The 15476-nt window shown below is 34.5% G+C and carries 8 protein-coding genes, 2 tRNA genes and 6 pseudogenes; 7 read left to right on the top strand and 9 right to left on the bottom strand.

The window, feature by feature from the left end; translation table 11 throughout:
• Positions 1-27: 27 nt before the first annotated feature.
• From rpsU to hemF, 6 genes are all read right to left on the bottom strand, one after another.
• A complete protein-coding gene (gene rpsU / locus Wcon_RS03715) occupies positions 28-228 on the bottom strand; it encodes a 30S ribosomal protein S21 (RefSeq protein ID WP_047758985.1) in 201 nt (66 codons plus the stop codon).
• Between the two features lie 199 nt (positions 229-427).
• Positions 428-501, bottom strand: a tRNA-Pro gene (locus Wcon_RS03720).
• Between the two features lie 121 nt (positions 502-622).
• Entirely contained in the window at positions 623-1318 is a 696-nt protein-coding gene (locus Wcon_RS03725; protein WP_114517269.1) for a 16S rRNA (uracil(1498)-N(3))-methyltransferase, read from the bottom strand.
• Between the two features lie 32 nt (positions 1319-1350).
• Positions 1351-1422, bottom strand: a tRNA-Glu gene (locus Wcon_RS03730).
• 131 nt (positions 1423-1553) lie between these two features.
• Complete coding sequence (locus Wcon_RS03735; protein WP_237350011.1) at positions 1554-2756, bottom strand: hypothetical protein; 1203 nt, start codon at positions 2754-2756, stop codon at positions 1554-1556.
• An 81-nt stretch (positions 2757-2837) separates the two neighbouring features.
• Positions 2838-3662 carry an oxygen-dependent coproporphyrinogen oxidase gene (gene hemF, locus Wcon_RS03745; RefSeq protein ID WP_114517273.1) on the bottom strand — a complete coding sequence of 275 codons (825 nt, stop codon included), beginning with the start codon at positions 3660-3662 and terminating at the stop codon, positions 2838-2840.
• Positions 3663-3821: 159 nt separating this feature from the next.
• Here hemF and Wcon_RS03750 point away from each other — a divergent pair, with 159 nt between their 5' ends.
• The 4 genes from Wcon_RS03750 to Wcon_RS11390 all read left to right on the top strand — a co-directional run bounded on the left by Wcon_RS03750 (position 3822) and on the right by Wcon_RS11390 (position 8712).
• On the top strand, positions 3822-6308 hold the full coding sequence (locus tag Wcon_RS03750) for an ATP-binding protein (protein WP_114517270.1): 2487 nt from the start codon (positions 3822-3824) through the stop codon (positions 6306-6308).
• 85 nt (positions 6309-6393) lie between these two features.
• Positions 6394-7233, top strand: coding sequence for a ParA family protein (locus tag Wcon_RS03755; protein ID WP_114517271.1), 840 nt, complete (start codon positions 6394-6396; stop codon positions 7231-7233).
• The gene (locus Wcon_RS03760) at positions 7230-8096 is read left to right on the top strand and encodes a ParB/RepB/Spo0J family partition protein (protein ID WP_114517272.1); all 867 of its coding nucleotides are present in this window, start codon (positions 7230-7232) and stop codon (positions 8094-8096) included. The genes Wcon_RS03755 and Wcon_RS03760 overlap by 4 nt, the downstream gene beginning before the upstream one ends.
• A 367-nt stretch (positions 8097-8463) precedes the next feature.
• Positions 8464-8712 (top strand): hypothetical protein, encoded by a 249-nt coding sequence (locus Wcon_RS11390; RefSeq protein ID WP_179947476.1) that lies wholly within the window; start codon positions 8464-8466, stop codon positions 8710-8712.
• Here the strand turns inward: Wcon_RS11390 and Wcon_RS13320 are convergent.
• A pseudogene (locus Wcon_RS13320) lies at positions 8655-8978 on the bottom strand (IS5 family transposase); the annotation flags it as partial. The gene Wcon_RS11390 and the pseudogene Wcon_RS13320 overlap by 58 nt on opposite strands.
• Positions 8979-9218: 240 nt before the next feature.
• Positions 9219-9692 (bottom strand): annotated as a pseudogene (locus Wcon_RS03770) (helix-turn-helix domain-containing protein); the annotation flags it as partial.
• 345 nt (positions 9693-10037) lie between these two features.
• On the opposite strand from Wcon_RS03770, the pseudogene topA reads away from it, so the two are divergent.
• Positions 10038-12490 (top strand): annotated as a pseudogene (topA, locus tag Wcon_RS03775) (type I DNA topoisomerase).
• 182 nt (positions 12491-12672) lie between these two features.
• On the opposite strand, the pseudogene Wcon_RS03780 reads toward topA, so the two are convergent.
• A pseudogene (locus Wcon_RS03780) lies at positions 12673-13508 on the bottom strand (P44/Msp2 family outer membrane protein).
• 120 nt (positions 13509-13628) lie between these two features.
• Here Wcon_RS03780 and Wcon_RS13325 point away from each other — a divergent pair.
• Together Wcon_RS13325 and Wcon_RS03790 are read left to right on the top strand one after the other, a co-directional pair.
• A pseudogene (locus tag Wcon_RS13325) lies at positions 13629-14452 on the top strand (IS3 family transposase); the annotation flags it as partial.
• Between the two features lie 144 nt (positions 14453-14596).
• A pseudogene (locus Wcon_RS03790) lies at positions 14597-15448 on the top strand (IS630 family transposase).
• Positions 15449-15476: the final 28 nt, after the last annotated feature.

The raw sequence follows: 15476 nt of genomic DNA on the forward strand, positions 1-15476 counted from the left end.
ATAACTAACTATTAACCTTAGTAAAAATTACCAACCATAACGTTGTCTTCTGCATTCTTGCTGATACCTCTTTTTTCTCGCTTCAGCTTTCTTTTTAACTCTTTTTTCTGATTTTTTTTCATGATATTTTTTTTTCATTTTCAACCCTCTTCCTTCCTTTTGAATTATTTTTCTCAATACTGGAAGAGCTCTGTCTACATCACCATAATGAACTGATACTTCAATCAAACTCTATACCTCCTTCGATAATCATTTCAAAATCTATTTATAAATTAGAAAATTAACATTGTCAATTATTTTATAAACTTGAGCGCTAAAATATAATATGCCATAATTTACATGATAAAAGGTGTCATTCTGGCATCAACCATTTGCTTAATGATAGAGATTGCTCTTATGTTACAGTGCTCTTATAATTCCTCTAATCTCGGGGCGGAGAGATTTGAACTCCCGACCCTTTGGTCCCAAACCAAATGCGCTACCAGGCTGCGCTACGCCCCGACTTCTTTACTCAGGGTATCAAAATTCAAGCAAAATGCAAGATTCATTTGTTTACTTTAGGAAAAATGTAGTATTACTAAGTCAAATTTCTCAAACTAAAGATCTTAGCCATATAAAAAATCTAGCTATACCAATTGGTGAAAGTTAATGCAGCAACTACAGCAGTGTCAACTCTCAAAATTCTTTTGCCTAGACTCAATTTCTGACAAAACTTATTGGCAAGATCAAGTTCATAAGATGAAAAACCACCTTCAGGACCAACAATAATAGCAACGTTTTTCTTGCCTTTTAGCACTTTATTAGGAGGTTGTCCTGCACCTGTTTCATCACATAAAACAAAATTTTTACTCTGAGAATCAGGTAATTCACAAAAATTAATGGGAAGCAAAATCTCTGGTATACTTATCCTACCAGATTGTTCCGCAGCTTCGATTGCCTGTAATTTTGCTCTACTTAGGTTAATGTTTTTTACTACTGTACGCTCTGTTGAAATAAATTGAATACAGGTTACTCCCATTTCAGTTGCCTGTCTTACTATGTTGCCTAAAGCACCGCTTTTCACCATAGCGCAATACAAGTACAAGTTTTCCTCGTATTGCTGTTGTTTAGTACATTCTTTGAGTGTAACTTTTGTCAATTTACGTGATACATTAACTACTTCCCCTAACCACTCTCCATCCTTTCCATTAAAAAGAGAGAGGTTATCATGCTTCTTAAGCCGCATTACATTGCAAATATAGTGACTTTGTTGTAAATTAAGTGCTAAACTCACATCTTGTGATAAAGCTTCTTCAACATAAAGCCTAATTTTTCTCATTCAAAACTTTAATTATTTGCATTCTGTTTGAGTGACTCTTACGGGATTTGAACCCGTGTTACCACCGTGAAAGGGTGGTGTCCTAACCACTAGACGAAAGAGTCGACTTGAATATAACTGAGTTATATCGATTATATATGTAAAGTCAATTCAATTATTTTGAATCGCATAGTTAGAGTGATACATCAGTGATTTTATATCGACAGCCTCCTATTACTCCATGTTCAATGCTCACTTAACCTATCTCAGATTTAGGAGATTTAGATCCTAATTCTAATTGCTGTTCAACTTTTGTATCGGAATCATAGCCAGAATCGTATCCAGAATCTCTACGCTCAAAATTTTGCCTTATTTCTTTTACGCTAAATCCAGCCTTGGTCTTGATTTGTTGACTCGCTGGCTTATTAGCACTTTGCCCATTTGGTTTTACTTGCAAATTATTCACTTTATCCTGCACTAGCCCGTAGTAAGTTCCAGAATTGGCCTTTATATCCTTTGCTTTCCTTTCTGCTCTTTTTTTGAATAAATCCACTTTAGCATAAATAGGTTCTTGCTGCTCTTTATGATTTAAGTTAGCGGATTTTTTTTGCTCTGAAAAATTATCTACATCCTCACAGATAGGTTCTTCTGATATACTAGAATAACCACTATCTTCCAATGATAAATTTTCATTAGATCTTTTATATGAATCATATATCTCAGCATAAATGGATTCCTCCGACACACTCAACTCTTCTAATGAGTTACTAACCTTAGAGTAAATTGGTTCTTTTGAAAGCAAAGCATCATTTTGTGGCTTATATTCGAAAGTTCTAGGGGGTTTTTTAGGTGGTATTACATTATTCCTCACTTCAGTATGTATGGTCGTTGGCTCATATTCAAAGGTTCTCGGAGATTTCTTAGGTGGTATCATGTTGCTAACTGAGTTAGTCTCAAATTTCAGCTTTGCTACTTCTTTAAACTCATTAAAGCCATCTGTTTCTTTAAAAATGTCCAATATTTTTTCCTTTTCTGCAGCATTTTGAGGCATTACACCATTTGCTACTAACTCACCAAGCATTAAACAACATTTTTCCTTATAGTCTTTGAAATACTCCTTACCAAAGATCGGCATAACCTCTTTCTCATGAGCAAGAGCTCTATCATATTTATAAATTACACTTCCTATGCTGTCGCTACCTATTGCGTTAACGTTTGCTCCAGCATCAGTAAGCAATTTCATTACATTACGATCAAGATTTGTTACTGCGTATTCTAAAGCCTGGGTTAAAGTTTGATCACCACTTACATTAAATGATGCCCTATCTCTAAAAGAATTAATTTTAGAAAAGAACTTCTCAAAGCTGTTTTTTATATTATGAAGACTTAAAGCTAGCTTTACATCTCTTAGGCTGCCACTTTTAGTAGATTTAATTAAAAATTTATCTATTATGTTCATGATTGTACCCCCTCTATATAAAAGTTCACCATTGTGGTACAATTTTAAACTATAATGATTTATTTTCTGCTAATAGCAGCTCTATACCCACTTAACAAGAGGTGGCATTGACATCATGATTGCATCTGGGTTACCATTAGTCATTAAACCAAACCTTGTACCACGATCATAAAGAAGATTGAACTCTACATACCTGCCACGTTTTATCAATTGTTCTTCTCGTTGTTCTTTTGTCCAAGATTTTTGCATATGTTTGTGTATGATGCGCAAGTAAATTTCTAAAAAGGCTTTACCTACTGCTTTTGTTAACTCAAAGTCATTTTCCCAGTTACCAGAACTCAGATTATCATAAAAAATTCCACCAATACCACGTGGCTCTTTTCTATGTTGTAAGAAAAAGTAATCATCACATTGCTTTTTAAATTTCGGATAATATTCGATGTTGAACTTATCACATGTTGCTTTAATTGATTTGTGGATATACTCACAATCTTCCTCATTTTTATAAGTTGGAGTAAAGTCTATTCCTCCACCAAACCATTGTTTTGAGGTATATATCAGCCTTGTGTTCATATGTGCTGCAGGGATAAGGGGCGATTGCATGTGAGACACTAAAGATATACCGCTTGCCCAAAACTCTCCATTGCTTTCGTTTGCACCAGGAATTTCATTAATGGCTGAGTCTGCAAGTTTTCCATGTACCCTTGAAACGTTTACTCCAACTTTTTCAAAAATATTACCAAAGATAATTGTAGATTCACCACTTCCACCACCTGGCCGGTCCCACTTTCTCTTCTCGATTTTTGGTTCTGTGAATGACTGTGCCTCAATTGATAAGAAAGATTCGGTGATCTTGTTTCTCAGTGCGCAGAACCATTCAAATGCTTGTGTTTTTTGTTTTTCCATCATGTCTTCCTGCTGGCTTATTAATGTTGTTGTATCTGATATTTACAAGATTTATTTAGATTTGAATGAAAATTACTTATCAAGGATATTAATAAATCTATAATAATTAAATCAATATAGTAGAATATTTTTATATGTGCAAGATGCTAAGTAGTAATAATGAGTAAAAGATACATAGATAATGAAAAAGAGAACAGAGTTGACTTCATACTAAGAAATTATGGGATGTCAATTATTGTGATAGCAGCTATTATGCTCTTACCTCCAATAGCAATATCAGTACTCTATTTTTCTAATGTATATAGTCAGCATGTTAACATAGAGATTAATTTGTTAATTAGCACTCTAATGGCTCTCTTTGTGGTATATAATATAAAACGTTACAAGTATCTACTTAATATCATAGAGTTTCAAAATGCAATATTTGCAAATGCGCTAAATCATAATACAGAGTTTTGTCTTATTTTATATAAAGATGAAGGTATTTTTTATGCTGATGCAAGGTTCTACGAAAGGTTTAAAGATCATGTAGACGATGATGTTACGCTAGATAAAATTCTTGAAGCAGGAGATGTTTCAGAAAAAGACAGAAAATCACTCTATCATGCGTTAAAAAATAACACTTCTGTAAAAGTATGCATTTCCTTAAGCAAGAAGAATAGAATATCTAACTTTCTTTTGCTCTCTGAGCCGATACCGGATAATCCACAAATTGCTATAAATAGTAATAAGATTTTAAATTTATCATTATCACCAATAGCAAGACCAGATGGGTATTTTGTATTGAAGGCAACGCAGGTAAACAAGGAACAGGTATATGAAGAGTTAATAGAGAAACACAATATAGCAACTTACGTTGCGAATACAAAAGGAGTGATCTTATCTGTAAATAAAAGATTTTTAGACGTGTTTGAACTAAAAAAATTGGAAAAAGGCAGCTCAATCAATGATTTTATATCTCAATCTAAGTATGACGATACAATAACCGAAAATGAGATTATGTTTTTTACTATAAGTGGTGCTCCATTCAAGGCTTATATGAGTACTACTATATTTTGTGATAAATATAATCATAGCTATATACATGGATTTATAACACCAACTGAATCAAATATTGTTGATTATCAACTACATCCTTGTTTTGCAAATTCATCAATTGCTATTGCACAATGCGACGTAAACGGCAACTTTATAAAGAAAAATATAGCACTAGTAAAACTTGCAGGGCCAAATAATGATTCGATCTTTGCATTGATATTGGATAATTATCATATGAAAGTGCGTGAATATTTTTCGAGCAATAGGGTAAATAATGCGTCCTTTGATGTTCAGCTTAATGCTGGTAATAATATGAAAATATATTTCAATAAGTTTCTTCATAATAAAGTGATGTTCATACTTTGTTATTTTATTGATAATACTGAACGTAAAAAACTAGAGATAAAGCTTGAGCATTATCAAAAGGTGCAAGCTATAGGGCAGTTAGCGGGTGGCATTGCACATGATTTTAACAATATATTAACCGGGATAATAGGATTTTGTGATTTACTTTTACTCCAACACTCAGCTAGTGATCCATCTTTTGGAGATATAATACAGATACAACAAAATGCAAAGCGTGGATCAAATTTAGTAAGACAATTGCTTGCTTTTTCAAGAAGACAGACCTTGCAGCCAAAAATTATTGATGTAAATAGTACTATAGTTAATCTTCATGAAATGATAAAAAGATTAATAGGTGAAAATATAAAATTTAATATTCGTTCTGATAGAGACTTGGGTGCTGTTAGGGCTGATCAAGGGCAATTAGAGCAAGTTATACTTAACTTAGCAGTCAATGCCAGTGCTGCTATGGAAAAGGGCGGAGAATTAACTATACTAACCTTTAATAAAAAGATTGACTCATTGAATTCTACATCTCAGGATATGTTTTCTCCAGACAAGGAAACGATCGAACATGGAAATTATGTTGTGATTGAAGTAATTGATACTGGATGTGGAATAACAAGTGATACAATTGGAAAGGTATTTGACCCATTTTTTTCTACTAAAGATATTACCTCTGGTACAGGTCTTGGCCTCTCTACTGTATATGGCATTATTAAACAAACTGAAGGATACATCTATGTTGCTAGCAAAGTAAATCATGGAACTAAATTTAGCATATTTTTGCCCATGATTTATATATCAGATGAAAATCTGAGAGAGTCAGATAGTGAAGAAATAGAAAGACCGGTAATAAGTGAAATTAAAGGTAATGGTATAATTTTATTGATTGAAGATGAAGGTTCAGTAAGGGAACCCATTGCTAGAGCACTCAAAAGAAAAGGATTTGATGTAATAGAAGCAAGCATGGGCAGCAAGGCACTAGAAATAATCAGTAAAAAAAGTCAACACATAGATCTTATAATCACTGATGTAATCATGCCAGAGGTGAGCGGACCAGAAATAGTTAAAGAAGCATTGATCCATAGGCCAAATATCAACGTTATTTTTATTTCTGGGTATGCAGAAGATGCTTTTTTAAAGAGTGATGACATCAATATAGAAGATTTTCACTTTTTGCCAAAACCATTCACTCTGAATGAATTAGGAAACAAGGTTCAAAGTGTGTTACACAAGATAAAAAAAGGCAGTCTACTTTGAGCATAATTGGCAACAAAAAAAATTTTCTAATGCAAAAGTTTCTCGCATATATACAATAGGATTATTTTATATTAAGATAAAAGGTGTGAGCAAGATCATTGCAATAGTAAATCAAAAGGGTGGAGTTGGCAAAACCACAACTAGTATAAATTTATCGACAGCCTTTGCCGCTGTAGAAAAAAATACTTTATTGGTAGATCTTGATCCTCAAGGGAATGCTAGTACAGGACTCGGGATTTCTTATCGTAGTAGGGAAGAAAAAAATATATACAAAATACTACTGAGCAGCAAAAGTGAATTGGTAAAGTCGGCAATTTTTAATATAAAGGAAATTCCAAATTTATCGCTGATTTCATCAGTGGTTGACTTATCAGCTGCAGAAATTGAGCTATCACAACTTGAGCAGGGAAAATTCGTACTAAAAGACACGCTAGAGAAAGTACGTGATAATTATGAGTACATAATCATCGACTGTCCTCCATCACTTGGGCTTCTAACCATAAATGCTTTGACTGCTACTGATTCTATTATTGTTCCTCTTCAGTGTGAATTTTTCGCTCTGGAAGGATTGAGCCATTTAGTTAAAACTGTAGAGCTGATAAGGAATAACCTAAACCCTTTCCTGGCAATAGAAGGAATATTGCTCACAATGTATGACAAGCGCAACAAACTCAGTGAACAGATTAAAAATGATATTTGCCAGTATTTAAATGATAAAGTATATAAAACCATTATTCCATTGTATGAGACTGTTATTCCACGTAACGTACGGTTATCAGAAGCTCCTTCTCATGGAAAACCCGCTATTGTATATGATCTTAAGTGTCCTGGTGCGCAAGCATATATAAGTTTGGCAAAAGAAATTTTAAAGAAACACATGAGCATTTGTAAAGAGAGAAAGCTGATAAGTGAGGATACAGCGTGAAGGATAATAGGCGCTTAGGTAGAGGTCTTGCTGGCCTCATAGGCGATAATTATGATAATAAGGAAGATCGGTTACCTGTTTCATTACTGCACCCGAGCAAATTTCAGCCAAGAAAATATTTTGATGAGGAGTCATTAAAAGAACTTGCAAGTTCGATAGAGAAAAATGGCATTATACAGCCTATTGTGGTGCGCAAAGATCCAAATAATGACGGTTATGAAATAGTAGCAGGGGAACGTCGTTGGCTGGCAAGTAAGATCGCAAATCTTGATAATGTGCCGGTTATCATAAAAGATTTAAATGACAAGGAATGCTTAGAAGTATCCATAATTGAGAACATACAGAGGCAGGATATTAATCCAATAGAAGAAGGTGAAGCGTATAGGAAACTAATAGATGAATTCTCCTATAAACATGAAGAACTAGCCTCAACTTTAGGCAAAAGCCGCAGTCACATAACCAATATGACTCGAATGTTATCACTCCCTGATGGAGTAAAAGCAATGATCAACAAGAGAAAATTGTCTATGGGCCATGCAAGAGCGCTGATTAATATTGAAAATGCAGAAAGTATTGCAAAAAGAATAGTTTTTCAAGGCCTGAGCGTTAGACAAACTGAAAAATTGATAAAAGACTTACAACAAAATAACGATCAAAAAGAGTATAAGTGTACTAAAAATCAAGATATGGCAGCGCTAGAAGGAGCTATATCTTCTCAACTTGGTTTAAAGATCAAAATTAATGATAACAATTCCAAGGGTAAAGTCATGATACGGTATAACAATCCAGATGAATTGGATTTTATATTAAAAATTTTGAATAGAAAACTTGAACCAGCTATTGATGTCGAAAGTAGTTCATAAAAACCCCTTTACAAATCTCGCCAATTCCCTTATCATAATATTGAAGCTATATTATCTAACTTCCCAATCTGTGCAGATTAAAACGACAAGAAGACTTGTATTTGGCGTACTATTTTTGCACTATGTGCATGCTATGTCTTTAAAAATTTCCGGGTTTTTCCCTATACAAGCTGAAACGGGCTGTTTAAGACATCACCCAATGTCAAATTTTAAAATAAAGAATAGAATAACTAGCTACTACGGAGATTCCTTGTCTTTTTCTTCTGCTGGTAAATTTCTTAAACATTTGCAACTTAGATTAATTGCGTTTAAAAGCAGCTAAATTGCAGTGTTTAAGACTAAAAAGCGCCGATACTGAAAATAAACAGTGATTGGGGATTCTTTTGCCTTTTTTCTATTTAGTAAATTTCTTAATGTTTATATAGAAAGTGTCATCCCAGTGCTTGACACTGGCATCCAGCAAATTTATTGCAAACAAGACAACATTTTTGATCAAAAAACTGGATCCCAGTGGGCTTTGTTGCATAGCACTTCATGTGGTGGTGGTTTACGACAAATTCATGTAACTATTTCAAATTTAGCCATGCCAATATCAGTAAATTTATTGAGCAAGTAGCATTTTATTAGCAATTCTTTTTCTCGATTTATCTCATTCTAAAACTAAACCCAAATATTTGCTTGAGAAAAATCCTTCAATATATGACCTTTTCCCATAAGTTGCTTCCTTTTTCCACTCTTTCACACCTTCTTTACCACATAATCTAATGGCGGCATTCCTCTCGGTCATATAATCCAATTTTGTATGTTCTGCTGCACAATTTTTCGGTAGAACTTTTGTCTTTATATCATATACAATTTATAAAGCTTGTGCCTATCGTATGCTCCATAGGCGTCAAGTTAAGAGAATACGCCCAATATAGCAACCATTTAAGGTTTATTTGTTATATTTATTTTTTAAGAAATCTTGATCTTAAATAAGATAATTTTTTTTTAAAGAGTCTATAAATTACTAATTTTATCGTTTAATGTCTAAAATAATTTTTACCGCTTCTCTTCTTTCTTATGCCACTTTTCCTTAACTTGACGCCTATGCTTTTTTGAACATTCCCTCCAATACCTTTCTACATAATAGGTATCTTGACTACCTAAGTATCCAGGGTGTTGTGTCTCAATTTCGCCACTAGCCTCTTTTTGTTCCTCAGTTTTTTCTAAAGCAGCAACTTGCTCCTCTGTCAAAATTATACCATCTTGGACTACTTTCGCTTCCAGCGCTTTCAACCTCTTTTTAAAATTTTCGAGGTCGTTTCTTTGCCATATTCCCGCTAGCAGATATTAGAATTCCTTTTTTCTTTAACTCATTAGCTGCTCTTTCTTGTCCATATGCTGGAAACTCTACTGCTATCTGCTTCTTCTATATCATTTGGTACTCTATTGGCAAGTAATGGTTTGCTTTTGTTTAATGCTTTTTCCCCTCCTGTTTCATATAGTTCTTTGAAACGATAAAACGTATCTCTCCATCACTTTACATGCCTGTGATACATTCCCTAATTGTTTTGCAAGTTCTCCAACTTTGGTTTTAGTGTTTTTTCTTCTCATATCTGACACTCCTTTTAAATTTGTTTATATTTTTATCTTACTTTATCAGCCTGTCAGATTAAGTCTAAACTATTACACATTAGTAGAACAAATCAACATTGGTCGTAATCAGATAGAAGTAGCATTTCGGATTGGAAGAACCAATGCAGAATGGAGAAATTTTTAATTTGCAACATTGTACTGGACGTCATGACAAGGGAATTGGCGGAGTTTGTAAAGTAGGTTCTTTCATTAGGTTTTTTGCTAGCATTAAATAATTAACTTAGAAAAAGTGAAAAGACCATTAAAATATTTTTTACTTTTATTCTATATATTTCAACATATTACCTTTAAGTACTAATAATTATGGCATTATTGATAGTTGAGTCACCGGCAAAGGCAAAGACGATAGGTAAATATTTGAGTAAAGAGTTCAAAGTCGCTGCATCCTTTGGACATGTGAGAGATCTGCCAGTGAAGAACGGTTCTGTCGATCCGGATAATGATTTTGCCATAAAGTATGAGATTATTGAAAAAGCAGAAAAGCATGTAAAAGAGTTAGTCAAGGAAGCGAATAAAACATCGGATATATACCTTGCAACCGATCCAGATAGAGAAGGAGAAGCAATAGCTTGGAATGTGATAGAGGCGCTAAAGGAAAGGAAGGCTATCAATGATAAGAACAAAATTTACAGAGTGGTCTTTAACGAGATAACAAAAAGAGCCGTGCAAGAAGCTATAAAAAATCCACGCGAAATAAATATGGACTTAGTACATGCACAGCAAGCACGAAGAGCCTTAGATTACTTAGTTGGGTTTAATTTGTCACCACTTTTATGGACAAAGTTATCAGGAAGCAAGTCTGCAGGGCGAGTGCAATCTGTTGCACTGAAGCTCATATGCGAGCGGGAAGATGAAATTAGTAAATTTGTATCGCAAGAGTATTGGAGCATAAAGGCAGAGATGCAAAACAGCAAAAACGAGGCGTTTTTTGCTATGCTAAGCCACTATGATAGTAAGAAGCTAGAAAAATTTGATATTAAAAATGAAGAAGAGGCAAAGAACTTAGTCAAGCAAATTGAATCAAGGCAATATGCTGTAAGCACAGTAGAACGCAAGCAAGTTAAGAGAAACCCACTTCCTCCGTTTATTACTTCAAGTCTTCAGCAAGATGCAGTGAATAAACTGTATTTTAATGTGAAAAATGTCATGCGCATAGCGCAAAATTTATATGAAGGTATCGATATTGGTGGCGAAACTGTAGGGTTGATAACTTACATGCGTACAGATGGCTTTTATATTGCAGATGAAGCTATAAACTCAATCAGGGAGTCAATTAAGTCATTGTATGGCGATAAATATTTACCGCAATCTCCTCGTAAGTATGTAAAAAAGGTCAAAAATGCTCAAGAAGCACATGAGGCAATTCGTCCAACTGATATAAATAGAACACCAAACAGTATTAAGGACTGTTTAACGCTAGAACAGTTTAAATTGTATGATTTGATCTGGAAAAGAACCATTGCAAGTCAGATGGAATCAGCAATTCTTGATCAAGTGGTAGTTGAAATTAGCTCTACTGATCAGATAATAATTCTGCGAGCGAGTGGATCGAGCATATTCTTTGATGGTTTTTATAAAGTCTACCAAGATAACATAGAAGCCGAAAATGAGGGCCTGCTACCTGCTATGAAGGAAAAGGAAGCGTGCAAGCTGATTTCTGTTGATCCAAAACAACATTTTACTCAACCACCACCTCGCTATAGTGAAGCGAGTATCGTTAAGAAAATGGAAGAGATCGGTATAGGACGGCCATCAACTTATGCAACAATTATTTCAGTATTGCAGGACCGTGAATACGTTACACTCGATAATAAAAGATTTATTCCAAGCAGCCGTGGTAAGATCGTGACCATATTTTTGGAAACTTTTTTTTCAGCGTTGTATAGAGTATGACTTTACAGCACAAATGGAAGAAAGACTTGATTCAATCTCAAATGGACATGCAGATTGGAAAAAAGAACTAGGCTATTTTTGGGTGCCATTTTTTAATCTTGTAAATTCTGTCAAGCAAATGACACATGATGAGATTTTTAGTGGTATTACTGACTTAGTAGTTGATTGGTTTTGTTCAGAGAAAGGAAAGGAAGAAATAGGTAAAAAATGTCCTAATTGCTCCGGTGGCATATTAAAATTGAACTTTGGAAAAGCCGGGGTGTTTCTTGGATGTTCTAACTATCCTGCATGCAACCATACAAAAGAGATTACGGGCAGTAACGGTAACTCAGAATATCCAAAAAGTTTGGGTATAGATGATGTGACAGGCCAAGAGGTAATGATCAAAAATGGTCCTTTCGGACTTTACCTGGAATTTAACACTGAGTCAGAAAAGAAAAAAAAGATTTCTATACCAAAAGATATAAATGTTAATGATATTGATCTGAATACCGCTACTCTATTACTTTCCTTGCCGAAAGTAATAGGAGAACATCCTGAAACTGGAAAGGAAGTAAAAATAGGCCTTGGACGATTTGGGTACTATATTTTCTATGATGGTCGATACTTTTCTCTTAAAAAAAAGCTCTAAAGAGGTATTAGACACACAATTAAACGAAGCTGTACAAATTATTGCGAGCAGCCCGCGCAAGGAGCTAAAATCTCTCGGGCTTAATGAAAAGGGAAAAGAAGTTTTTATTTGCAATGGTAGGTATGGATTCTACATCAAATGCGATAAGACAAACGTTGCTTTAGGCAAAGATATAGATATTGAAAGTATAGATCTGAAGAAGGCTTTAGAGTTAATTAAGAATAAAAAGTAGACTTCTTGCATGACCATATGCTCTTTATTGTCGTTCCAGTGCGTGACGCTGGGAACTTAGAAAAAGAACCTGAATAGACATGAAAGAAGCTACTCGGATGACGAGAACGCTGACTACGCTACTAGTCAGCGGCCGTAGTAGTGTGACGCAGACGTGCTACCAAGAAAATGTCTCTATAAGAGTTAAGCTTTGCTGGCAAAATGGAAAGTAAGACCAGCTTCTATACCGTGTGTGTGAAAAAGCTGTTCTGTATAGTAGTAGACATTTGATTATTACCTATCATTCTACCTTTTGGCTTATTTTCACCATTATCAAGGTCGGGATCCCACTTTAAGGTTTCTAATTCGCACTCACTACTACCAATAACACCAAAACCTCTATATCCGATATGCATATTTACATCTTCGTTTATGCGATAATCAAGGCCAGCTTTGAATTGACCTGCAGGTCTTATTGACGTTTTTTCAAACATCGTCATTCTCGTTCCACCAATCCCAATGCCAACGTAAGGAGAAAAAGAGAAACGTTCACTTTTCCAATGATGATAAACGTTTGCCATTATAGATGCGTTTTCAATTTGGTCATGATTAATAATTGATCCATATTTATCTTTTTTATCTTTACTTTCTATGTACGATATTGTCATTTGGCCGCTTGTTAAACCAACATTATCCACTTTTACAGAAGAATACATCCCTTCCAATTCAGCTCTATAGATATTATTACCCAGTTCTCCTGTGTAACCAAATGCTACACTTGCAGCAAAAGGTGGATTATAATCTCCTTTATACTTACTTAGTAGCTGACCTTTTGTGTCCCGAGAATTCCTATCATTTATAGATACCATATTAGCGCTTGTAGCATCTTGACCTCCAATTTTTGCTTTCAACTCACCAAAATTCAAATATTGACCGTAATATCCACCACCAAAGTAAAACCCTTCTGCTTCACTTGCAAAGGATTGTTGTGACAACAATAAAGCAAGTGCTGTAACTGCTAATGTTTTTTTACTCATCATGACTATTCCTCTAGTTAAATTAGCTAATCTACTACTAATTAATTAAAAATGGTTTAATATGAAAAACTTTGACCTTACCCAGAAAAAGTAGAGAGGAAGTCAAGCCATTTTTGAGGTAAAATAAAACATGATTATGAGGGCTTATTATACAGAAAAAAGTACACAGTGGAATTTAAATTAGAGGCAATAAAGTTGGTAAAGGAAACGGGGCAAACAAAGTAGCTAAAGATTTAGGAATAGATAACAGTACACTAAGTGACTGAAAATATAACGAAAAAGGATCAATAGAAGAAGCATTTCCTGGTAAGGGAAAGTTGGCACCATGTGATAAAGAAAAGTTTGAATTAAAGAAAGAACTAACAAGAGTTACTAGAGAAAGAGACATTTCAAAAAAAGCCCTGGGATATTTTGCAAGTTACAAAGATTTATTTATCAAAAAGCATAGAAACTACTATAAAGTACAGGAGTTATGCAGGATTTTGAAAGTATTTGCTAGCAGCTACTATGGACTAGTAAGAAGAAAAGCAGCAACAAGGGAGCAGCTTCTAGCAGATATTCAAAAAATATACCAAGCATCTAATTGTAGATATGGGGCACCTAAACTGAACTAAAGGCTTTAGGTAAAAATTGCAACATCAAAACAGTGCAGGATATCATGCAAAAAACAAGCTAGACTGAGGCGAAGATTCAAAAGCAAAAAACAGCAGACCGACAATAGGGTTATAACTCCCAATATATTGGACCACTACTAGTCAGCCAAATAAAGTATGGGTTTACATACATAAAAACTAAGGATGGCTGGCTATATTTGGCAGCAATAATTGATCTAGTTGACTGGTCAATGAGTAGCTAAGCGATTAGTTATAGATGCTTTATTGATAGTGCGTCTAGGAAAGGCGTGTATGTTCAGTGGGAGTCAACCCCACCAGGATAAGAGTCGGAGTTCTGTAACTAGGGTAGCAATATGGAGGGAAACCAAGATGCTGAAGCCTACCGACAACATTGTTGTAAGAATAATGGTGAATTATAGCTCTTTTCATAATAGTACAAACGAGGTAAAATAAGATTTTATAGTAGTGAAGGTAAGTATGCCAGCAGCATATAGTTATGATTTAAGAAAAAAAGCAATGGAATCACTAGAAGAAGGAGAAAGCAGAGAAGCAGTGGCAGCAAGATTTAAAATTGGAAGAACTACGTTATGGGAGTGGCAGCAAAGAAAAAAGAAACAGGAGATTTTCAGTCAAAAAAACTTGGAAATGGAGGTTATAATCACAAAATTACTGACTGGAATAAATTTACTGAATTTGCTAAAAAATATGGTGGAAAAACTCTATCGGAAATGGCTAAGCTTTGGAGCAATGTTAGTATCCCAACGATTCATCGAGCTCTTAAAAAAATTGGACTCACACGCAAAAAAAGACATATGGATACAAAGAAAGGGACGAAGAAAAACGCGCTGAATTTTTGAAAATTATAGCAACAAAAGAACCTCAAAACTTAGTTTATATAGATGAGTCTGGCATTGATAACACCGAGGACTACCCTTATGGATATTGCCAGAAGGGACAGAGGTTTTATGCTCTAAAATCTGGTAAAAAAATTCAACGAATCAGTATGATTGCAGCCTTAAACGGCAGGAAAATAGTTGTTCCGTTAACATTTGAAGGCCACTGTAATATGTTAATAAATGGTTTGAGCAGTTTCTGACACCGATTTTGAAACCTGGACAAACTGTTATCCTTGATAATGCTACTTTTCATAAGTCTAATAAGATTACTGAATTTGCTAAAGGAGTTGGCGCAGAAATTTTATATCTACCGCCTTATTCTCCCGATTTTAACAAAATTGAGCATCATTGGTTTGCTATAAAAAACAGAGCTAGGAAAAACATCCCTCTATTCACATCTTTTCGTCATGCTGTTGATTCCGCTTTTCTATAAGCTTTTCGGACTATTATGAAAAGAGCTA

It is taken from the genome of Wolbachia endosymbiont of Cylisticus convexus (assembly GCF_003344345.1).

Bases quoted from the DNA above. Each gene is read 5' to 3' on its own strand.
- Wcon_RS03725 (WP_114517269.1), bottom strand. From the start codon at position 1,318: ATGAGAAAAATTAGGCTTTATGTTGAAGAAGCTTTATCACAAGATGTG.
- Wcon_RS03735 (WP_237350011.1), bottom strand. From the start codon at position 2,756: ATGAACATAATAGATAAATTTTTAATTAAATCTACTAAAAGTGGCAGC.
- hemF (WP_114517273.1), bottom strand. From the start codon at position 3,662: ATGGAAAAACAAAAAACACAAGCATTTGAATGGTTCTGCGCACTGAGA.
- Wcon_RS03750 (WP_114517270.1), top strand. From the start codon at position 3,822: ATGAGTAAAAGATACATAGATAATGAAAAAGAGAACAGAGTTGACTTC.